14 protein-coding genes are annotated in these 23,093 nt (G+C 44.3%); 1 reads left to right on the forward strand and 13 read right to left on the reverse strand.

From position 1 onward, the window contains the following. Positions 1–231 precede the first annotated feature (231 nt). The 9 genes from AAIH57_RS05240 to AAIH57_RS05280 form a co-directional block, all read right to left on the reverse strand. A complete protein-coding gene (locus AAIH57_RS05240) occupies positions 232–1,671 on the reverse strand; it encodes a hypothetical protein (RefSeq protein ID WP_430020803.1) in 1,440 nt (479 codons plus the stop codon). 143 nt (positions 1,672–1,814) lie between these two features. Beyond that, the gene (locus tag AAIH57_RS05245) at positions 1,815–3,419 is read right to left on the reverse strand and encodes a carboxylesterase/lipase family protein (protein ID WP_430020804.1); all 1,605 of its coding nucleotides are present in this window, start codon (positions 3,417–3,419) and stop codon (positions 1,815–1,817) included. Between the two features lie 70 nt (positions 3,420–3,489). After that, positions 3,490–5,040 (reverse strand): tannase/feruloyl esterase family alpha/beta hydrolase, encoded by a 1,551-nt coding sequence (locus AAIH57_RS05250; RefSeq protein ID WP_430020805.1) that lies wholly within the window; start codon positions 5,038–5,040, stop codon positions 3,490–3,492. A 458-nt stretch (positions 5,041–5,498) separates the two neighbouring features. Beyond that, positions 5,499–7,205 (reverse strand): hypothetical protein, encoded by a 1,707-nt coding sequence (locus AAIH57_RS05255; protein ID WP_430020806.1) that lies wholly within the window; start codon positions 7,203–7,205, stop codon positions 5,499–5,501. A 541-nt stretch (positions 7,206–7,746) separates the two neighbouring features. After that, positions 7,747–8,853, reverse strand: a complete 1,107-nt coding sequence (locus tag AAIH57_RS05260; protein WP_249912589.1) for a pectinacetylesterase family protein — start codon at positions 8,851–8,853, stop codon at positions 7,747–7,749. Between the two features lie 642 nt (positions 8,854–9,495). Next, the gene (locus tag AAIH57_RS05265) at positions 9,496–11,076 is read right to left on the reverse strand and encodes a carboxylesterase/lipase family protein (RefSeq protein ID WP_430020807.1); all 1,581 of its coding nucleotides are present in this window, start codon (positions 11,074–11,076) and stop codon (positions 9,496–9,498) included. A 545-nt stretch (positions 11,077–11,621) separates the two neighbouring features. Beyond that, entirely contained in the window at positions 11,622–12,716 is a 1,095-nt protein-coding gene (locus AAIH57_RS05270) for a pectin acetylesterase-family hydrolase (RefSeq protein ID WP_430020808.1), read from the reverse strand. Positions 12,717–12,732: 16 nt separating this feature from the next. Beyond that, positions 12,733–14,088, reverse strand: coding sequence for an alpha/beta hydrolase family protein (locus AAIH57_RS05275; protein WP_430020809.1), 1,356 nt, complete (start codon positions 14,086–14,088; stop codon positions 12,733–12,735). 24 nt (positions 14,089–14,112) lie between these two features. Further along, positions 14,113–15,165: a family 43 glycosylhydrolase gene (locus AAIH57_RS05280; RefSeq protein WP_249912593.1), complete on the reverse strand. Its 1,053-nt coding sequence runs from the start codon at positions 15,163–15,165 to the stop codon at positions 14,113–14,115. A gap of 249 nt (positions 15,166–15,414) precedes the next feature. On the opposite strand from AAIH57_RS05280, the gene AAIH57_RS05285 reads away from it, so the two are divergent. Continuing rightward, entirely contained in the window at positions 15,415–17,025 is a 1,611-nt protein-coding gene (locus AAIH57_RS05285; RefSeq protein WP_430020810.1) for a response regulator, read from the forward strand. An 82-nt stretch (positions 17,026–17,107) separates the two neighbouring features. Here the strand turns inward: AAIH57_RS05285 and AAIH57_RS05290 are convergent, their stop codons facing one another. From AAIH57_RS05290 to AAIH57_RS05305, 4 genes are read right to left on the reverse strand one after another with little or no spacing between them, the layout of a single operon-like run. Continuing rightward, positions 17,108–19,918: a glycoside hydrolase family 3 protein gene (locus tag AAIH57_RS05290; RefSeq protein WP_430020811.1), complete on the reverse strand. Its 2,811-nt coding sequence runs from the start codon at positions 19,916–19,918 to the stop codon at positions 17,108–17,110. Positions 19,919–19,935: 17 nt separating this feature from the next. Further along, on the reverse strand, positions 19,936–21,108 hold the full coding sequence (locus AAIH57_RS05295; RefSeq protein WP_430020812.1) for an alpha/beta hydrolase: 1,173 nt from the start codon (positions 21,106–21,108) through the stop codon (positions 19,936–19,938). 47 nt (positions 21,109–21,155) lie between these two features. Next, positions 21,156–22,028 (reverse strand): carbohydrate ABC transporter permease, encoded by an 873-nt coding sequence (locus tag AAIH57_RS05300; protein WP_430020814.1) that lies wholly within the window; start codon positions 22,026–22,028, stop codon positions 21,156–21,158. Between the two features lie 11 nt (positions 22,029–22,039). After that, entirely contained in the window at positions 22,040–22,981 is a 942-nt protein-coding gene (locus AAIH57_RS05305) for an ABC transporter permease (RefSeq protein ID WP_430020815.1), read from the reverse strand. Positions 22,982–23,093 lie beyond the last annotated feature (112 nt).

Here is a 23,093-nt window from a genome sequence, read left to right on the forward strand (position 1 = left end):
TCATTATAATTTCTGCCATTTCGGCTTGATATAAAGCAATGCAAATACCAATAACGCATTCTAAATATAGAATATGCAGAATGCTATTTAAAGGAGTAGCAGGCTCTAATCTGCGCCAATGACGCTATCTTTTAAAATCATAAAATTTACAATTTAAAACAGAATGAACAACAAAAGCTGACGTCGACTATGTGTCAGCGTCAGCCATAAAGGTTATTCCTGCTTTTTAACTTAATCCATTACGTTGAAGTAGATTTCTGCATATTCAATTGATTTAGCATGGAATGCTTCAGCCTCTTCTGGATCATCATCTAAACCATGAATTGATTTAGGGAACGTGAATAAATCATTTTGGATAGATTTCTTATCTAGATGTTCTTTTAGAATTTTCCCATGTTTTGGATTTACTGCGGTATCTCTCTTAGAGTACCCCATCACCGTTGGGACTCCACCATACGTTTCTACGTAATACACTGGCGACATGGCTTGTATATGTTTTTCCTTTTCTTCTTCTGTCAGATCCGGATTATTTGCTGCACCGGTCAATTTTAGTGTAATCCCTGAACCCATCAATGCTGCATGCGCCTCGTGATCCTCCCAGTCTTTATCTCCTCCGAAAGCTGAAAAATGCATATCTACTGGACCTACCAGATTTACTACAAATTTTACTGGCAAAATCTCTTCTGTTTCAAAATACGGCATATCTGTTCCTCTTGAGTATGCATAAAGCAGAGCAAGATTTCCTCCAGCTGATCCACCGTACGTAGCCATTTGAGTTATATTCCAATTATTTTCGTCAGATAGTGCTTTTAACTTTTTAACACTATTGTGAATATCATTCAACATATCAAAAACTGTCGTCTCTGTTTTTTGAGTTTCTGGATTAATGTAGGTATTATGCATATTAATGGCAATGGATATATATCCTTTGGAAGCATACATCCGAGCAGTACTCTGCGTGGATTCTTTCCCTCCAGATACCCATCCACCACCATAAAGAAGGAGGAAAGCTCCATTTTTCTTACTCGTATCCAAATTATCAGGTATATACAAATCCATTTGATTTCGTATATCTGAAGGATTAGAACCATACGAAACATTCCTCATCACAGTATAAGCAGCTTCGTTCTCATCCGAAGGAATATCTCCTACTTGTCCGGAAGAAAAAAATACTTCATTAGCCAATATGGATTGTCTATATATTGAGTCAACTTCCATATTGTAGACATATGTCGATCCATCCCCTATAGCGATGAGCCCTTTTTCATGATCAACCGAGTAGTCCAGCACCTTATTGGCCGTTTGTTTCATCATGTATTTGAACACGTCATTTTCTGCCAACGCATGATAAACTTTATCGGTAATTTTATGAGCAACTCTTACTTTTCCATTGGGATAGAACGTTAAACTGGCACTTTCATAAACCTCATATACTTTCTGAATATTATCTAATGTCTCTTTGCTGTTATCTGATAAAGATTTATAAAGACTAATTGCTAAACCTCCCAGTTCAACTGACTGGTTCATATCAAGCGTTTTAGAAAATGCTTCTGCAAAAAATCTATCTTCATTTACAGTAAACAGATTTTTTCTCATCTTCTTTTGGATGTATCCGTAATCCGATACATCCTCCCCCTTGTCTAATTTTTGTAAAAGCAGATGTTCTTGCAACGATACGATAACGTGGAGGACTCCCCGATTGTTGCTTCTTAATTTCTATAAAAAGCGAGGTTACCGTATCCAAGCCCATCTTATTCGAAAAGTATTCCGTTCTTATATCATAGATCTGAAGCATATTGGCTCCTCTCGATTACTCATGTGTTGATTTCGTCAAGAACCTTATGAATCGCTTGATAAGGATCTTCTTTCCAGCCCGATTCTTCATCGAATAGCATGGTCTTTTTGTCTTCTACGGTAAATGCCGGCCAATCCAACTTTTCTGTTGCCGGGGAACCGGTACGGGCGAAGGAGGCCAAGGCGTGCGCCATTGACTTTGAAAGTCGTTCGGCTTCTTTATGATAGACGGCACGGAAAATCAACGGTAAATCAGCTGTGTGCCAAGCGCAAGCCAGCACCCCCATTCCTGGCATCGGAGAATCATAGGTCGTCATATAATGCCAAACCGGCGCAACCTTTTGCTCTGCCTTAGCCATGGCATTCTTATAAGCACCGCCACCAAGGAAATGACACATGGAAATAATTTGCACCAAGATTTTCCATGGTTGTTTCCGGTCTTCACATGCATCGCGAAAGGTTCGAATCACCGCATCCACATTATCTTCCGACAGGCCTTTTATCCTTTGAACCTCAGCAAAGCTCTGCTTAAGCAACTCTATTCTTACCTCTTCCCAGGTCATCATGGGATCCCTTACTTCCATAGCCAGTTCTTCCTCGGAAGCACCCACCAGAAGCGGCACTTCCGCTGAACAATCAAATGTTTGATAAACGCGATCCGGATTGAAGGGAATGTGTACACCGTCGGGTGTTGGATAAAACGGAGTGCTTTCTTCCTGCACCAATCTCATTCCGCGAATGGTACCTATCAAGGTTTCTGCCGGTACTTCCAGAAGCTTTCGCCAATTCTTTTTAGCAATGCCAAGCTGCTTCAACACCTTCAGCGTTTCAGCCGTACCCTGTTCTTTTGTTTTGGCTCCGATCTGAATCGATCCGCTAACGATGATTGCCTTTGAGTAAAGCCCTTTGGCAGCAGGCATCGACATCAGATGCCCGATTTTTATTCCGCCACCGGATTCGCCGATCAATGTAACATTTGACGGGTCGCCACTGAACTTTTCGATATTACTTCGTATCCACTGCAGGGCCATAACCAAGTCTAGCTGTCCTGCTATTCCGGACTCCGCGTATTCCTCATCAAATTCTCCAAGATACAATCCTCCGAACAGATTCAATCTATGATTAACTGTCACGATAATGATATCTTCCTCGTCCGCCAATCGGTCGCAGATTGCCGCCGTTACCGCTCCCGAGCCGGACATATAACCGCCACCATGAATATACACCATAACCGGCCGTTTTCTCTCATCAATTCCGGGAGTTACCACGTTGAGAACCAAGCAGTTCTCATCGCAATATTCTTCACGCTTGTCATAAGGAGTCCCGCCGGAAAAGTGTTTACCGTATTCCAACAGCACTTGTCTCACTGCATCAGGCAACGTATCCAGCGAGTTCTGTTCCTGCATTGCGATCGGACCAAACCGGGTACAGTCTCGTATTCCGTCCCACCTCGTAGCTGGTCGCGGTGCTTTAAAACGGTACTCTCCATCACAGCGATCACCGTAAGGAATTCCTAAAAAAACGCCGTTTCCATTTCGATTAAACCCCATGATTTTTCCGGTATTAATCTCTATGACCGGGTTAACTTCAGTTACCTGTGACCAACTTTGTTCTACAGGTTTCATATTCTATATCCTCCTGTCATTTGCTGAGAATAACCTTCGTATAGAAACCGAATCGTTTTTCTTTGAACTGTCAATTCAGGTACTTAAGAGCAGGTTTTGGCAAATTGCTGATGATATGTTTCTCTTTACTATAATGAGCGAGCTGATTGGGATCACCCGATTTGTATACAGCCATGCTCGGATAGGCATATACAGGTCTCTCATACTCGTATTCATCCAAAATAAAGCCGTTCACTATCGAACCATCTTTGAAGGCAACAGGCAGCAACCGTTCCGGAGCGATTCCTTCTTCGACCCAAGCAGAAAGCGCAGTTAGCGCATCATGTTCTCTATCCTTGGGCGTTGCCCGGATTCCGATTCCAATATCCTGAACACCTGGACCATCGAAGACATGGGCAAGCCCCGGGATGATGAAATACCGGAAGAACGATTGTGTATTTTCTAGGCCGTTCTGTGCTTCGATCACCCGCTCGTAGTACTGCAGGGAGTCCGTGTACGGGATAATCGGATCGGCCGTGCCGTGAAGCATGATAATTTTTCCGCCCGCGTTCTTATAATCCTGCAAGTCTGCGCTATTTGCATTTAGAATTGGGGCCAACTGTTCGTCAACAAAATCCACATCGCGATTAAAATCAAACTTCGCGAAGTCATAGTCTTTGCCAAAAATCCAGCGGAATAGGTAAAGAAAACCTTTAGCAAACTCATCCTTATCACTTTGAGCGGAAAGGCCCAAAGGAAAACGCTCACTGCCCGGTACAACAACCGGAGCAAAAATCCGTTCTCCCGTTACAGGGTTTACAGGACCGTTATAGATGATTTGCATTGCACGGATCTGTTCATCATTCAATAGCTTACCGTCTTTAAAAATATCCGTATTAACGGTTATCCGATCAGGCTGTGCAAAAAAATGGTCTCCTGGAATGCATCCTCCTTCAGCGCCGTAATGCACAAGGATTTGCTCCGTAACAGTTGCAGCCTGTTGTTCGTCAAACCCTGCATCCGGATTCTGCGTTAGGGCAAGCCAATTCCATATGAAAGCAATGTGTAAATGGGTACGATTATTGGCTGGTGCCATTACTAGAATCCCATTGTAATCTTCAGGATACCGTTGTGCCTCCATTAATCCTTGCTGACCACCAGTGGAGCCTCCTGTAAAGTAAGAAAATTTAGGCGCTCTGCCGTAAAATGCTTGAATGATTTCCTTTGCAACAACGGTCATAAGGTGCGTTGCACGGTAACCGAAGTCAACCCACCTTTCCGGCTTACCGATAAGCATGTCCGGGTCCGGGGCGGTTCCCATATCTGTATTGGCTGTAGCATATCCTCGACGGATTCCATTAATCAAAGACAATCGGTTCATGGTGCCTGCGTGGCCCCCGTTTCCAGTCCCCAAGAAGTTACTGTTCCAATTGGTGAGCGGCATCCATACTTCGATCAGAATATTCGATTCGCCTTCCGGACTCATTCGGACGCAGACGCGACAGTGCTCCGGAAGCGGTTCCAATGGGAAGCCCAGACCAAAATCAGGCACGCCAGCTGGCACAAACTCGATTTGCGTAATTTCTCCATTTGTAATTTTCAGGGATTTCAGTTTTCCTCTTGCCTCATCTTCAGTACACATGTTGGTGCCCCTTTCGTCTTTTCTTGAAAAGTACAGAAGAACGAGCTGCTTATCCCATGCCAAATTAACCACGAGTCCACGCTTGACTTAGGATAAACAGATCTCAACATCCATCTCCAGCATTTGCAGACCTTCTAGCCTGCCAAAAGTCGCGCTACTGACTGCCATCGATGATAGAGAATGTCCTCGCAGCAGGTCACAACGCGACGAGCAGGGAAATAACCGATTAAATTGGAAGCCAGGGCTGTAGCACCAAAGGCACCTGGAATGTAGCCTGTAATCAATTAGTCTAATTATAAGTTGGCGCTTCCCAAGGATGATATAAAGGAATTTAAATATGAATATCGCATTTTAAAGTTGAAAGAATAACTGGTGGAAAATGCAGGCAGTCCATTTTTGGTGAAATCAACAAGTATGTAAAAAGAGGTTCTCGATCTGCTCGAGAACCTCTCTACTTATTATTTAACCGAATCGTACCATTCATTGACTTCGTTTGTAATGGTATCTCCGCCCGAAGACTTCCACTTCTCTACAAATTTATCAAACGCATCAATCGAAGACTCTCCATAAATGATCTTCGAGAATGTCTCCATTTGCATTTTTTGCAACAGCTCATTTCTGGACGACATAGTTGGCGTTACCGGTCCCTTGTAATGTTCCTTTACGCGCGAAGATTCTCCATCCATGGACAGAAGCATCGCATCGTACACGATTCTTTGTAATGGATTCGTGTCATCTGCAATCCCAAGAGCTTGCATAAAAGTTTGATCTTTCTTTGTGAGTTCTTCTTTCTTTGCTACTTTTACTATTATTTCCTTCATCTTTGATGAAACATCCGGCATGCCCCCAAAAATGTAACTGTTCGAATCAATCTTTCCACCGGGAATTTGCTTCTCGTCGGTCACAATCTTTCCATCTTTGACAACATACTGATAGCCCTCTTGAAATCCTTTAAAATATTCAAGCGGGTTATCGGATTCGTAGACAGCATACATCGAGTTCATATAATGAAAGAAAGCTTGAAGCGCTTCATCCGAAATATCTTTATTAATCATAATTCCGCCGGACATCGTAAAATAGGTGTGCAAAGCTGGACCATTGACCCCATTAGGCAGCGGATATGGTTTAAACATCGCCGTAGGGTTGGTCGCAAGCAACATGGAACCAGGATATTGGATGAAGAAAGAGGGAGCTGCAACAATTCCAACCTTATTGGATGTGACCGCGGTGACAATTGTATTTGGGTCATGTAAGGCAATATCGCTCGCAAAATACCCTTTATCCTTCCACTCTTTCATCTTCATTAAGCCCTGTTTGACCCCCGGTAAAATCGAACCATTTTGAAGCTTGCCGTCTTCTCCTGGATACCATCTTTCCGGCATGGCCCCGTAAAGTCCAAAGATCCAGGACCCGTCTCCAAGGAGACTACTGGTCATCCTATCCTTCATGGCAAAATCCAGGGCATATGTATCCTTCTGCCCATTACCGTCGGGATCCTGATTGACGAAAGCATCCATGACCGTTTCCAACTCTTCAATTGAAGTAGGTGCTTTCAACTTGAGTTTGTCCAGCCAGTCCTGACGGATCCATAAAACGTTGTTTGCTTGCCCATAATCTGTACCAGTTCCAGGAATCGCCATCTTTTTGCCGTCTCGAGTGACCGGTAACCAGGGATCCTTTATATCGGCTAACGCCTGTTTCCAAGTTGGGGAGGCGTATTTCTCGAATACTTCTTCCACTTCCATAAACTTGCCCGAATCGATGAGAAGATTGGTGTTATCGGGATTAGCCGAGCTTATAATATCCGGCAATTCGTCGTTCGCGGATAGCATGAGTTTCAATTTTGTATTATACGAACCATCCGTACCGCCTCCTGTCCATAAAGCTTTAATCTTTACGCCAAACTTGTCTTCGACCCAGCGGGTGAACACATTGTCCGTAACGGATTCCCCTTCTCTATATTTATAGCCCGGATTTTCTCCCATAACTGTGGTAAACGACGCTGTTGGCTCAATCTTGCCATTCACGATATTCAGCTTCTTCGTTGTTTCCAGATTTGCCTTTCCCTTCTCGGCCTCGCCGTTGTTATTGACATTGCTGCAACCGATTAGCGCAGTAGTAAGTAAACCAACAGAAAGAACGGTAGCTAACCATTTCATATTCATTCAACCCCCCTATTTTTTTGGTTACGCTTTCATTATAGAAACATGATGTCACCTATGAAATAACGAATAAGCAACATCCGATATCTTAATCCAAACAACAACTTGGAAGCACCAGAACTGGTATTGCTTTTGTATAATAGTTTAAACTACGAAGGGCCAAACAGCGGGATTATGTAAGGAGCAAAATATCGGTTATTTTTTATCCCTACTGATCCTTCTGCCAATGCTCGCAATGCTTTTGTGACGTAGTATCGGATTTCTTCGTAATTTACTTCTAAATATCGTGTTCACCCTTGGGAGAGTCCGCCCGCTATAAATAAATAATGAGTGTCCTTATTTGCCCACTGATAGCGCCATAATCGTCGTATTACGGTTAAAATACCTATCTCATTTTATATTTAATTGAGACAGAATGAGAACAAACAAAAAAACTGACGTCGTCTGTGCGTCAACGTCAGCCATAAATGTCCTATTTTTCTGCAAATTCTCATACTTTATCTCGTTTCCTTGTAAACCATTATTACAATTGAATTATTCAAATCTACCCTTCTAGTAGGTCTAGACCAGCATTGTACACGTTACCATTCACGGCACTCCACAGCCAATCTCGCAGGCTTGTGCCATGTTTGACCGGTCGATAAAATTCGGGGTCGTGAATTAGGGTATGAACTGTACCCATAGATTCCGGGTTCATTTCCCCAATTGGGTTGTCGAACAGGAAAATTCCGATGCCGGGGATTTCAGACTTCAAGGTATCCACCATCTCCTTGAGATCCTTCTCGAATTGCAGACATTGTTCCCGCTTCACTTCTAAGGTGCCGTGATCAATATAGTGTTGATACATAGCAAAAGCAACATCTCTAATGGAGTTGATATAAAGATATCGAACGGTATTACCCTTCTCGGCATAGAGGTTACGCATCCATTCAAGACAGATATTTGGACCCTGGAGAGGCTCCCATATCCGTTTGCTTGCCTGCCAGTTGTTCTGTGCTATTGTCCTCCATTGATCATTAAGTAACAAAGCACTATCAGGGCAGCAGGTTACATCGCTGCACTCCGGAAAATAACCCATGACATCCGAAGCTAAGGCTGCAACACCGAAAGCACCCCCACTTGTTCCCGTAATCAACAGTTTTGTCGGAGCAGACAGATGCTTCGTCGCTTGCTCCATAAGCCCACTGTAATTGGAGTACCCATGATGGTGCAGCACAGCAGGTGAGCCGTCCGTTGTTGTATAATGAAAATCACCATTTCCCACATGAAAATCCCCTGTAGCGTAGCTGACGAAGATGCAACTCCAGTTTCGAAAAGGGTTATCCTGTGTGTCATCAAAGATACCGCGATTAAGTGCCATATCCATATATGGCAATGATTTGTCGTCAAAATAAAAGGTTTCTCCTTGCACAGCTAACCTGGATGGCCGGGCAGCTGTATAGGCATTTATCGATACCCCTCCGCCTAAGAAAAAGACGATGAGACCAGGCTCCGTTCCTTTACGCATGTAGCCCCAGTAAGGTGAACCCCCTGCACAAATAGCTCCGGGAACGGGGACTCTGTACCACTGTCCGGAAACCGGCACTCCCTCCAACACAGGTAACTGATGTTCTTCAAGATATTTTTTATACCCCTCAACATTATCCAACATAGGATTCTCTCCTTTAGTTTAATACATTCCATTCTTAAACAACGGTTAACTCTGTCGTAAGTGGCCCTATAATAAGAAAGAAATCCATCTCAATCTAATCTTCATACCCCTTACTTGATACCGTTTTCACATAGAAACGTAACCGCAGAATTAACTTCATTATAATTTGGCACATTTATGCTTTGAAATATATGAATACAAACATAGGTATCGCATTCTAAAGTAGTTTTGTTCATTTACTATTGTTACATTTCTTATGCGCCATACCTTTACACTAAACTCAAAAACAGTATAAAAATGCGGTGGTGTATCATCCACCACCGCATTTTTAACGTTAATTGTAATATGTTGATCCTTAAACTTTTAACTATTAAATGCGTATTTCATGTTTTTCTCCATATCCTGATATATGGAAGTATTCACGCCATTAAACAGCCGTTGATAGGCCCATTTATAGAACCGCATCCGTCCTCCCACAATTACATTATTAATATTAAGTTTATTTTAGAATATGCTCTTAGCATCAACATTTAGCGCTTCGTCATGAGCACCAAATTTAAATCATTCTCACCGGAACCAGGCTGTAGAATTTTTTTGCCCCTTTCCTTGTCATTTGCCACTGCAAACAACAAGATCTGAGTTTTATTTTTTTCCATACTGTAAAAAGTCAAATCCTGCTTTCTTGAACTCCTCAACAATAATGTCTGCGTGTTTTATTTTCTGCTCTTCGCTCTTGGCTTTCATTACAAAATGTGTGTACTCTCCCTTACTCGGATTCCACTTGACTAAACCTTTTCCATTGGGAGATCCTGTTTTACTGAAATTGATTAAGTAGGAGGATGCTATTTTTCCTACGTTATAATCCTTCTTCTGCCAGAAGGCTTTTCTAAAATCAGAAAAGTAATTCAGGAAATAAGGGATTTCAGACCCGTGAAATGCCCCTAAATTTACAGGTCCAGGCATAATGTGATTGAACTCTAGAACATATGTCTTTCCTTTTGAACCTCCCTTTTCCCTTGCAATAGCAACACCGTTTAATACCGTTGCCAGCACTTCACCTTCGGTCGCTTCGGGAACAGGAACCATAAATGAAGTAAACAAACCGTCACCTCTCATACTTTCATCAGTCCCGTTAATATCATTCCAAACTACTCCAGTTATTAAATCTATATCTTTTGCCATGCCGGATTCCAGAGCTTCTCTGAAATTTTTGGTAACATAAGTTCCGTCAATACAAGGTGCTGCGAATAAACCTAAATTATATACTTCTTCGGTCGACATATTTCTGAGGGCTTCCAAGCCTCCTGCATTCTCTACAATTCGATCACCATTCAACTTTCTATCACTCAATTTAGGGTACGTATTGATGATATCGAGAGGATAACTCATGCTGAAAGCGTGCTTGAATAACCCTTTGGCTTTAGGGGATACCAATAATGTGTTTACCAGATTCGCTCCAGCGGAGCCCCCCATAATTGTTACATTATTCGGATCTCCGCCGAACGCACTAATATTGTCATTTACCCATTCCAATCCTTTCACCACATCCATCAGTCCGTAGTTTCCGCTAGAGTTCTCAGGATCTTCTTCAACTAAATCGGAGGACGCAAACCATCCAAATACACCCAAACGATAATTGACACTTACAAATATAACATCTTGTGATGCAAGATGTTCTCCGTCTATAATTTCGATGTCCGACCCGCCTCCGACCCAACCTCCTCCGTGAATGTAAAATACAACCGGCATATTTGCCTTCATTCCCGTTTTGCTGTTAGTCCATATATTTAGAGTCAAGCAATCCTCGGATACTTTGTCTGAAACCATATATTCAGGATAATTTGTGTAATCTTCTTTATTTATTTTTTGCATACATGAAAATCCATATTCTCTCGTCTCTTTTACACCAGACCATGCTTTTACATCCTGTGGAGCCCGCCATCTGTTTTCTCCAATAGGAGGCGCAGCATAAGGGATTCCTTTATATATTGCCACTGAACTATCATTTGGGGAAAGATAACCTCTAATTTTGCCGCCAGTGACATGTTTTGTAATCTTGTCAGGTTTGAGAGTATTATTTTCCTCCCCTTTTGTAATTCTCTTGTAATTAAGATCTCGGATTGATTGCTCTTGATTGTCGTTTGTGACTGCCAGTGCGTTGTTGGGTACAAAAACAGACAGAATCAACATTGCGCTTAAGATAACTACTATCACCTTTTTCACGAGCATTACCCCTCTCTCGGATTACCTTAATCAAACAACATTCCACCATGGTTAATACAATCCATGCGCAAAATGGGCTGCGCGGTCGTGATTAACCCTACAACAAGAACGACTACCATTTTGATCTCAACATTCCTCCCTTTATTTTTGACAGATTTTTCTTACGAGGAACTCGTAACCAACCATGAAAAACAATGTATACATGCTAAAAAAAGGTGTGTTATCACCCCTCACGATTGAGTTAACTTCATTATAATTTGATGCATCTGACCTCCGAAATAAAGGAATACAAACATAGGTATCTCATTCTAAGTGTTCTAATTATAGATTGTAATTACCAACGAAAATTAAAGCTGGCCATGAACCTTATGGACATCCAGTACAGTGTGCATTTATATCTTTAATGGGAAGTTTACATCTAGATTTCTAAGAGTACTTATTCGATTGCATCAAGCTTTCTAATGAAAAAAGGCTCCTGAGCAATCTTTAAATTGCCACGGAGCCTTTCGATTTAATTTTCATTCCATCACAATTCAATTTCCTTTTCAACGTTCCAACCCTATATTTAGAACACTTCCATTCACGGCATTCCACAGCCAATCACGAAGACTGACACCATCTTTGACGGGCTGAAAAAACTCGGGAGTGTGAAGAAAGGTATGCTGTGTACCCAGGAGCTCCGGATCAAGCCCCGTATCGGGGTTATCCGGCAGGAAGACACCAATGCCAGGGATTTCGCTCTTCAGCACATCGACCATATTCCTGAGATCCTTTTCGAATTGTAGACTTTGTTCCCTTGTAAGCTCCATAGTGCCGTGATCCAAAAAATGTTGGTACTTTGCCAGAGCACTATCCCTAATGGAGCAAATAAAGAGGTACCTTACGCCGTCACCCTTCTCAGCATAAAGGGCGCGAAGCCAGTCAAGGCAAATATTTGGCCCGTGCAGCGGTTTCCATATCCGTTCATTTGCCTGCCAGACATGCTGAGCAACTGCCTGCCACTCGTTATAGAGCAACAATGAGCTATCCGGACAGCAGGTCACATCCCGGCACTCCGGGAAATAATCCATGACATCCGCAGCCAAAGCCGAAGCACCGAAAGCGCCTGCACTGCCGCCGGTGATCAGCAGTTTCGTGGGAGCTGATATAAATTGAAGCGCCTGCTCCATAAGCCCCCGATAATTGCGATAGCCATGATGATGCAGCACAGCAGGCGAACCGTCTATTGCTGTATAAGGGTAGTCGCCATTCCCCACATGGAAATCACCTGTTGTATAGCTTACCAAGATGCAGCTCCAGTTCCGGAAGGGATTATCTTGGGAAGGGTCAAAAAGGCCTTGCTTTACGAATGCATCGATGTACGGCAACGCTTTGCCGTCAAAATAAAATGTCTCCGAAATCTCATTTAACTTATTGGGACGTGCCGCCATATATGCATTCAGCGATACACCTCCACCGGAGAAATAAACGATAAGGCCCGGCTCTGTTCCTTTCCGCAGAAATCCCCAGTAAGGCAAGCCATCTGCACTAATTGCTCCGGGAACCGGGAGCCTATACCATTCTCCGGCTTCAGGCTTTCCCTCTAATATCGGGAATTGCTTCGGCAAATATCCCCTTAACTCTTCGTCATTATCAAACATATGACAGCGCTCCTTATTAGATTAATAGTCGGTTTTTGATCTCACCCAGTGCATCCGCAAGATCCGGTCTTGCAGTCATTACTGTACGAAGCGTATCGGCCAATTCCTCAGGATGAAGCTCGCCAAACTCCGACAGCTCCTCAAGAATCTCCTGACAGTTCATAGCAACCGAACCATAAACGGTATCGTCGATGCCAGCCTGTCCGGGAATCAGGAAGCCTTTTCCCGCATACCGCTCAGCCATGAGCGCCAGTTTTCCGGCGGTCAGCCAGTTTGTTTCTCTGGACGACTTCTGAAGCTGAGCCTGTATATAGGCGGTCGCGTCAATGGAACCAAGATCCATTTTTTTATAATGCCCACCCTCTGCTTCGACATTGCCTTCATCGAATACGAGTATGTTGAAGCGTTTGCTGAGATCGAAGGAGAGCTTGAAATTTTCTCCTGATGTTTGCGGGGGCGGACAAAGATGCTCAAATAAATCACCTGCAGGAAGCATTTCAGCCATTGATCGCTGCAGCTCTTCTTCGAGCGGGAACTCTGACATACGGATACGGAATCCGTCGGGAAGGGACTTGTCAAGCTCGGCATATGTGAATCGTTTGGTCAGTTGATCAATGGGTACCAGCAAGTCAGAGGTAAAATGAGAAAATAATACCGGACCGGTAAAACATCTTGCCATGCAGGATGGAGATAAAGCCTTCCAAATCTCGCCGTGTGAATTCTCCTGGATCTTTGCCAGAATTGGAGCGAACTGTCCGAATATCGCACCGATTATAGGCACTGGAATTAATTCCAGACAGCGAATGAAGTCTTTTCGTTCGTCTGCGGTTAGCGTTTCAAGAATCTCCTTGTTATGTTCGTTTGCTGACTGAAGATACTTCATGTTAAATAATATATTGGTAATTCCGCTAAAGGAAACAGAGCAGCAGATACCAAGATGCAGAACAGACAACATCTGCGTCATATAGCCGCCGGCGCTTCCCCCACTGACAACGATCCGTGTCCGGTCCATGTCGGGCTGCTTCCTGACGGCTGATAATGCGGCGCTGTTGAAAATCAGGTCGTCATCGATCAGATTCCCATTATATTCAGACTGAAAATCAATCGGTGTCGATACAGCCCAGCCTTTCCTCAAATAAAGGTTCAACGTTGCGTCATTTTCGGGCATTTCATAATGCGCGATGAACACCAGCGGTTTCGGAGTCGGCCCAGTTTCCGGAACATAAATACGAAGGGGACGCCGGCGCACATTGCCGTTTTTTGAAATGAAAGGAATTTCAATATCCCGTTTTTCAACGGAGAAAGGCAGGTCCTGTTCTTTTACATTGGCTTCCGATAATAGTGCCATCATTTTTCGGATATCACGTTTCATGCATGTTCCTCCTTCGCTCCATGATTAATCATAATCTTCAATCCGCCATTCGTCTTTCCAGTCCAGATAAGCCATCTTCCCGTCGAACCGGAACGGTAGCCAAACATAATCTGCTTTATGTGTATTCTCATTCACATTATAAGAGGAACCGGTAAACGTAACTGGTTCATCTTGGCGGTCTGGATTAAAATACCGGTCATAGGCGTCAGCCAGAACGTCATATGAAATCATGCCTTCTTCATCAGTAATCCAGCGGTCAGCCAAGGCGATATACAGATCTTTCTTCTTCGGATGCTTGAATACCGAAGAGATCTGGGAACAGAAGGAAGTATTTGAGGGATCATTCACATGCGGATTACCCAGAATTTCGAATGGGCCGTGGAAGGACCGTGAACATGCAACTTCTGAAGGATTCGGATTATAGCTTGTCGTACCTGAGGTCACCAAATAATGCAAGTTTCTTCTTGTAAAATATGCCGGGGCCTCGCGGACGTAAGGCGGATAAAAATTGGGGAAATGAGTTGAATAAAATCCCGTTACACCTGTATAATCCGCGGTCAAATCAGCACAAATCAATTCACTGTGAACCCGTTCGAAGTAATAATACGCTTTCCCGTCCCGTGCAACTGCCAGGTCGAAATCACCAGCACTCATATTTAAAGGGCGGAACTTGGTTTTAATCATCATATAAGGCCCTAGTAATTGATCTGCGGACATGATGGTCAGAGTCTGGGTGCTATCCTTTTCCATAATCTTGAGGAAGCAAATATATTTCCCGGTATTCTTGTTGAAAATAATGTGTGGACGATCCATATAACTGGCTGGATGAAGAGAAGAAGCAGGATCATTTTCCACTGGGGGAATAATCAACCCCTCATCTTGCCAATTGTAAAGGTCCTTGGACGAATAACAACGGACTCCCCAGTGCCAGATTCCGCTGCCCGGTGTTGTCTTCTCCTTATTCTCACCGTACCAATAGAACGTATCATTCTCGTAAAAGATAGAACCTGCGTGAGCTTGAATTCGTTTGCCTTCCGTATCCAGCCAGATTTGCCCCGGTCTAATTGATGTTTGCATAGATAATTTGGATCCTTTCTTGGTAATAGATTTTAGTCATGTGTTGACAAATTCTATACTTTCCTCACAGCTTAATTATAGGTTCCTGTATTTAGCTGTTGATATATAGGAATCCAAACATAAATATCTCATTTCTAATCTAAGACGGAATTCCAGTCTATAGACATTGCCAGCCGACTAACAGATTCATATAATGAGGTTACCTCAAGCAGAAATGGGAGATTAGCAACCAACCGGAGGAATAAAATTATGTACCAACTACTTATTGTTGATGATGAGACCTCTGTCGTAGATAGTCTGGCTATGACTGTACAATGGAAAGAATATGGAATAGAAGAGGTACATTGTGCATACTCTGCGCAAGAAGCGCTGCACATTGCGGCCAAGTATTCGATTGACATTATGATTACGGACATTCAGATGCCAGAAATGTCCGGATTGGAGTTAATCGAAGTGATGCAGCATTATTCACGCAAAATCCGCTGTATCATCCTTTCGGGACATGACGAGTTTGAATACGCCAAAAAAGCCTTAGCTTTTCAGACACAGGATTACTTGCTTAAGCCAGTCGATTATAATGAGTTAATTAACTCGGTTAAGAAAGCAATTCATAATGTTGAAGAGGAATGGAAGGAAGTCATATCCTTCCAGCGTATTAAGCAAACCCTAGAGGCTAATCTCCCACTGATGCGGTCACAGCTGCTTAACGACCTGCTTAAGAACAAGATCATCCGCCATGAGGTTTTGGATGAGAGACTTGCTCTGGTAGGTGTTCCCTTTCGGTTCGATGACCCCTATATGATGATGGTTGTTCGCATGGAGGAGGACTTCTCGGGGTACGACCTCCAATCCTTATCACTCCTTGAATATGCCGTTACCAACATTGCAGATGAAGTGTTCCAAAAATTGTTCACTTTATGGCACTGCGTCACCGAGCAGGGATACTTAGTTTTTCTCATCAAAGGCAACCAGTCAGACGACTTGCACTTGGTGGATTCATTTGCAGTGAAGCTGCAGAACCATGTCCAAAAATTCCTGAAGGGCTCGCTCTCGATCTGCCTAAGCAACATCGCCAAGTTTCCAGACGACCTGCAAAACTTATATTTGGCCGCAATAAACGCCATTAACCGGAATATTGGAAATAATAAAAGTTTCTTCCTAACCATTAATGAAAAAAGTGAGCAGCCTCAGAGCTCCATCGTCAAAAAATTATATGCTCCGCCTGCACTTTCAACACTGCTGGATTCAGGCAGCTGGGACGAGGCGATTGCCAAGATTGATGAATTGCTCATTGTCGGCAGTAGTGCAGACGAACAATCTTACGATCTTTCACAGGATCAATTATTTACAGTGCTGCTTTATCTCTCATCCTCATTCACCATCTGTTTCCAGCCGAATGGATCCAGCTTATATGATCAGATGGGACCAGAATTCGATTTGTTGCTCCGCAAGAAGGGGCATCTCTCAAGACAACGAATTTACGACTGGGCAAGTAAAATTATAATTGCATTAAAGGCTAAGACGTCGACCCAAATGGAGAATGCACAACAGCAGGTTGCAACCAAAGTCCGAACATTTATTCATGAACATTTGTCTGAGGGGATTTCATTGCAAATCATTGCCGACCATGTGGGTCTGCATCCGGTGTATCTCTCCAAGATTTACAAGACGGTTATGAATGAAACGATTGGTGATTATATTTATCATTTCCGAATGGAAAGAGCGGTTCATCTCCTGCGAAATACGGACTTGAAAATATCTGAAATCAGCGACCAGCTGGGCTTTCAGGCAACCCCTCATTTCATCAAAATCTTCAAGGAACATTTCGGCAAGACGCCGCAGGATTATCGGAACCGGTAAAACTTATTTATCGATCACACGACAAAAGGCTCCCAGGTAATTGATTACTGGAGGCCTTTTTTTGCTAAATTGTACCCAGTTACTAAATTTGACCGCCGGGGACTGATAGTGCCTGCTGAATACGTTCCTCCAAAGAGCTGGTCATAATGATTCTAAACTCCTTGATTTCCATTCCGCTTTGGCTAAAAACGAACTTAAAGTGTGTGTGTTTTTGCAAAATCGGCTGCTGGATATCAACCGTGTAGGTTTTCCATTCAGAATCTGCACCTGTCAGCGTTATTGTGTGCAAAAATTCAGCATTGTGGAAAATACTCACTGGAATTTGGGCAAGTTCACTGTTCTCAGCGCCAGCGCGGCACGTCAACTCCACCCGGTATATCCCCCGCTCCTTTAGGTCAGCTCGTATAAAAGTACTCCGTCCCCGAGAGATATCAAATATCTCTCCTGACACAACAGACTCCTTTTCCACTGGTACCGAAAGTATATCCAAGACCACATCGCCTTCCTCTTCCCTGAAGGCAGCCAATGCCTTGTCCAGCTCTGTTTCCATCCCATGCATCCGGTTAAAAGCTGTTGTTCCCATCAAATAGTGGCAAATGTTCATTGCTGAGCGCTGATACTCACCCCGTGTCACGGTTCCCTCCCGCATGGCTTCGGCCGAGTTATCCCCTCGGGCATTCTGCTCGGAGTCACTTACTACCATGAACAAATCGTTCTGTGCCCGTATCATTGCTGCCACATTCTGGACACTCCCCTCTTCTCCTTCGTCATTTCCCTTTGCCCACCAATCGGTCATTACAATCCCTCTGAAGCCCCACTGTCCCCGCAGGATTGTAGTTGTGAGATCATAGTTGCTGGCAGACCAAAACCCATTGATCGGGTTATACGAAGTCATAACCGAAATCGCATTGCCCTCCTTGACCGCAATTTCAAACCCTCGCAGATAAATCTCCCGCAGGGCCCTTTCCGATACCACAGCCTCCACCGTGTTGCGGTGCGCCTCCTGGATATTGCATGCAAAATGTTTAATGGTACCCGTCACATCATAGGGATTCATCCCATGCAGTTGTGCAACCACCATCCTGCCCGTCAGGAACGGATCCTCACTGAAATATTCAAAATTCCGGCCATTCAGAGGATTACGATGGATGTTCATTCCGGGTCCAAGTAGAGTGTCCACATGGTTTTTCCGCAGTTCCAAACCTGCGTACGCATACAGTTCTCTCAGCAATGCTTCATTAAAAGTACAGCCCAGGCAGGTCCCATTGGGCATGGAAAATGCTGTATTTCCACAGTCCATACGTATACCGCTCGGACCATCTGCTGAGCAAGCAAGAGGGATTCCGAAAGCTTCCAACCTCTTTGTCACACCGCCGAATGCGCCGGCTGTACCCGGAGTAACCTTTGGACTGCTCATGCCTTCACCACGCACAATACAACATAAATCTTCATCCGAAAGTTGAGCAATATAATCTTCCATGCTGACCATATTCGATTTGACATCTGCAAGCTTATATCCTTTATCTCCAGTATAAGGAATTTCATTTGGAAGAGTTTCCACGCGGCGCGTCTTTGGTTCTATAGTCCGTATTGGAACCGGTTCATAGATTAGACTGCCGTCAGAGGCACAACGCATTCGCTCGAATGCAACAACCGGTGCCATGGACTCCTGTAATTGTTCCAGTACCTGCAGCTTGTCTATGGCAATGCTCCCGCAGGATTTCGCATCCCTCACATGATCTCCCACATGGAAGATGTAGCTCCCGGCTTCCAATATCCAAGCCGATCTGTACCCAGTGATGCCGGCATCATCATAGGACGCTATTGTTTTAAAATTTATTTCGATTTCAACGGATTGTTTTCCACCCGGAATCAGTTCTTTGGTTTTCGCAAACCCAGCGAGCACGCGGGCTGGTTTACCCAGTTTGCCTTGCGGAGCTTCACAGTAAACCTGAACGACCTGTTTCCCTGGCCTATCTCCGGTATTGGTAACAGTAACATAAATCCGGACACTATCGTTCAAACGCTCTATCCGTTCTGTCCGTGTTTCAAATGTGGTGTAGGACAGGCCGAAGCCAAATGGATACAGGACACGGTCTTTGGCAAAAGTCTCAAAGTAGCGGTATCCAACATAGATATCCTCCTGGTACAAGTTGCGTATTGAACCCCCATGATTCGCCGTGGACGGATAATCCTCAATGTCTCTTGCTATGGTGTCTGTCATTCGTCCGCTCGGACTTATCCTTCCGGTCAAAACATCGAGAACACCATTGCCGCCCTCCTGTCCACCTTGCCAAACATACAGCACAGCCGAAGGTTTATAAATCTCCACCCATTTCATATCTATGATATTGCCTACATTCAGCAACACCACAGTCCGTTCAAATTCTTTACAAACCATTTCTAACATAACTTCCTCTGCTTCTGTCAGTAAATAGCTTCCGGCTTCCGGTTTGTTATCCTGGTCTTCCCCAGCTGTGCGGCCAAGGATGATGATTGCCGCTTCTGACTCCTTGGCCGCTTGTTTAACCCGATCAGCATCAAGCAGCATTTCTTCCTGGAACCACGGTTCCTTACCCCAACCAGCACCTTTATCAAACGGATGCTCCTGTAACCAATCAAGATAAGACTGCTTGACCGCCTGATTGATCTCATAGCCGTCTTTACTTTCCAAAGCCTCTGCAATGCCAACAACATATTTGGTATTGACCAATCCCCCGGATCCGGTACCGCTTTTGTAATAGTTAAACTGTGAACGGCCAAACAGCGCCACTTTACTCCCTGGTGTAAGCGGCAAAGCATTACAGTCATTTTCCAGCAGTACAGCACCTTCTGCTGCGGCCTGCCGCGCTTTTGCAGCGTAGCGCTGCAAGTCAAAGTTTGTCTCATTCATTACTTGCACCCCCCCTATCACATCTTGGTCAGTTCGTTCACAATTTCAATTGCACACGCTTCTCCTGCCGGAAAATGACCGAAGTAAGCCAGTGAATCGTGATTAGTTCCACTGTAGCGGCAAGCTTTAACAGGAACTCCGGCTTTTTTCAGTTGGCCTGCATAATGTTCCGCTTCCAGCCGCAGGCCATCCAGCTCGGCAGTAACGACCAGCGCAGGCGGCAGCCCGCTAAGATCAACCGCCAACATGGGTGAAAAGTATATATTACTTAGTGGCTCTTTGCCCATATAATTCTGAGCCATTAAGCGCAAGGCCCAATCCGTGGCGCGATCCGTTTGTTTTCCAAAAAAGGATTCTCCCCCTTCAGTAACAGGAAACTGATTTATAGACCAAATAAATCCATCGGGATGGTCATCTGTCCACAAAAGTGGCGGATTAATTAAAATTTGAAGAGCGATGAGCTCATTCCGCCCTTCGTGTTTAGCCCGCAGTGTCAACCCAGCCGTCAGGTTCGCTCCGGCGCTGCCGCCGCCAACTGCTATTCGCTTCGGATCAATACGAAACTGCTGTGCATGATCATAGATGTATTTAATGACTTCATAACATTCATTAAAGGCTTCCGGGAAACGGTGTTCTGGCGCAAGCGAGTAATCGAAATCAAATATGACCGCGTCCGATTTTTCTGCAATGTACTTCAACATGTTATCTCTCCCATGGGGAGAACCGGTAAACCACCCACCACCGTGAAAATGAATGTAGCATGGATGAGCCTTTTGAGTGTCCATATTTGTCCTCTGATAGCGCCATAAGCGATTGGTGTTGCGGTAAAATACCCGGTCCTCATATGTAACCTCAATTTCTCCTTCGCAGAGGTTGATGCTGTCTTCGTTATCAGCGTTCAAGTTAACTTTTTCTTGTAAATGACGCAGGACCAACATCAGTTGAGCCGGGTCTTCCTCACCGGAAATTAACTTCCCGATATCTACACCTGTTAATGCTGCAATGTCTACACCAGGTGAATCACCCTTTTCATCCAGCTTGTTTTTCCGCTTCAATATTTCCATTAACCAGGGATCAAGCTTGCCCTCAGGATAGTCTGCACCCTTGCAAACCTTCACCTCTGCACCGTTGACGATTGCAATACCTTCGCCTGCCAAAGTTCTAGTGACTGCTTCTTTGCTATAACTCATTCTTCATCTCTCTCCTTTAAAGATAAATGTCTTTTAATAAGATTGTCTTACTCCTTCACAGCACCAATGACGATACCTTTTGCAAAGAATTTTTGGAGGAACGGATAGATCAGCAAGATCGGTAAAGCTCCGATGAAGATTTGCGCAGAATTCAGGGATAGGGCATTAAATTTCGCGGCCTCTTCTGCATTCTTGATATCAATATTCGGCATGGATATGGCAGCTTTCAAAAACGTACTCAGCGGCACGTTCTCCGGCTTCATATAGATTTGACCGGATAACCATTCATTCCATTCGCCTACCACGGTGAACAGACCCACGGTCGCCATGACGGGCAGCGATAAGGGCATCATCACTCTCAGATACACTTTCCAGTGCCCGGCACCGTCGATAAAAGCCGCTTCTTCCAGCTCTTTCGGCAATGCCTTGAAAAAATTCATAATCAGGATAATATTAAAGACATTGACCATCGTCGGCAGGATCAGCGCCCATATCGAGTTATACAGACCGATTTTGGTCACTACCAAATACGTCGGGATCATCCCCCCGTTAAACAGCATCGCTACAATAAAAAATCCGACAAACCATTTGTAGCCTGCAATCCCGTTTCGTCCTCCGCCTTTGGAGAGCACATAGGCTGCCATACTGGTCACCAGCAGTCCCAGCGTGACACTTAACAAGGTCCGCTCTACCGAGATCCAGAGGGAACGAAGTAACTGGGTATCTTCCAGTGCCTTGCTGTAGGAACCCAAGTTAAAACCAATCGGCCAGAACGTCACTTTATTGGCGGATACGGCTGCACTGGAACTTAAAGATACAGACAACACATGCAGAAAGGGCAGGATGCACATCACGGCCAGCATGATCATGACCAGATTGTTGATGAGTTGAAATGTACTGAATTTGGCTGTTGTACGCATAGGTCCACTCCTTAGAAAATCTTGTAACCTGCAACTTTGTAAGCGATCCGGTATCCGACTAGAATCAGGATCAGGCCCACCACAGACTTGAATAATCCGATGGCTGTACCGAAACTGTAGTTCCCACCGATCAAGCCAATGCGGTACACAAAGGTATCGATGATATCGCCGCTTTCGTAGACCAGCGGATTGTACAAGTTGAAGATCTGGTCAAAGCCTGCATTGAGCACGCCGCCCAGAGAGATCGTCAGCATGACACAGATGGTGGGAATCAGACTTGGGAGGGTGATATTCAACATTTGTTTCAGTTTGCCCGCTCCGTCGATTTGAGCGGCTTCATATAGAGCCGGATTAATGCCAACCAGAGCCGCCAGATAAATGATGGACCCGTAGCCGAATTCTTTCCATGCGTCCGTCAATAGCACAATGGGCACAAACCAGTGGTTGCTCCCCAGGAAGAACACAGGCTCCTGCCCCAAGGCTTTGAGCAGCTGGTTCACCAATCCATACTCCGGATTCAGCAGCTGGATGAAAATGCCCCCGAGCACCACCCAGGAAATGAAGTGAGGCAGAAACACAAAGGTCTGAACCGATGTGCGCAGAAATTTATGTTTCACTTCATTGATCAATAGCGCAAACCCAAGCGTACTGATCATGCCGATGACTAATTTGAGGAACGAAATTTTCAGTGTGTTCCAAATAACTTGGATGCTGTCGGGATACTCAAATAAAAACTTGAATTGGTCTAACCCGACCCAGGGAGATTTGGAGATCCCCAGATAAGGCTTATAATCCTGAAAGGCCATTAAGAGGCCACTCATGGGTACATAGACAAAAATCGCGGTCAGTACCACCGCAGGCAGGATCATCAGATATAATCCCCAGCTACCTTTTGTTCTGGATAATTTCATTTTTTTTGCCGGTACAGCAGGTACAGCAGTATTCATGCCCATGATCTAAATCCTCCCAGCTAATTCTTATCATCTATGTTCATTATAATTTCAGCCATTTCGGCTTGATATAAAGCAATGCAAATACCAATAACGCATTCCAAATATTAAAATT

It is taken from the genome of Paenibacillus sp. MABNR03, from assembly GCF_050455445.1.
In the GTDB taxonomy this organism is placed as follows: Bacteria; Bacillota; Bacilli; order Paenibacillales; family Paenibacillaceae; genus Paenibacillus; species Paenibacillus xylanilyticus.